The organism is Pseudomonas sp. FG6, from assembly GCF_057809015.1.
Map to the genome: position 1 here is coordinate 1 of NZ_JBMDJD010000096.1, position 324 is coordinate 324.

Genomic DNA, 324 nt, shown 5'->3' on the forward strand with positions numbered 1-324 from the left:
CTTCGGGTTATGAGCCCGACGAGCTACCAGGCTGCTCCATCCCGCGTCTGTGAGGCGGCATTCTACAGGCGAATGCCAGAGTGTCAACCGGTAAAAGCCTTCAAGCCCAAATTATCCGTCGATCTGCCTGGGATCGTCCTAAATGCACGAAATCAAAAAGAAAATTGTCCTACAACTTCGAGCCGGCAGTGTCGTCGCACTGACGGCTAACGTTGTTGTGGGTAAAAACAGAGGCGCACAAAAAAGGCCACTCTTTCGAGTAGCCTTCTTTGATGTTTGGTTGCGGGAGCCGGATTTGAACCGACGACCTTCGGGTTATGAGCC

The 324-nt window shown here is 52.5% G+C and carries 1 protein-coding gene; it reads left to right on the plus strand.

The features are described 5' to 3' along the window. Positions 1-142 precede the first annotated feature (142 nt). A partial coding sequence (locus tag ACODSJ_RS24760) for a hypothetical protein (RefSeq protein WP_489104230.1) occupies positions 143-324 on the plus strand: 182 nt, incomplete at its 3' end.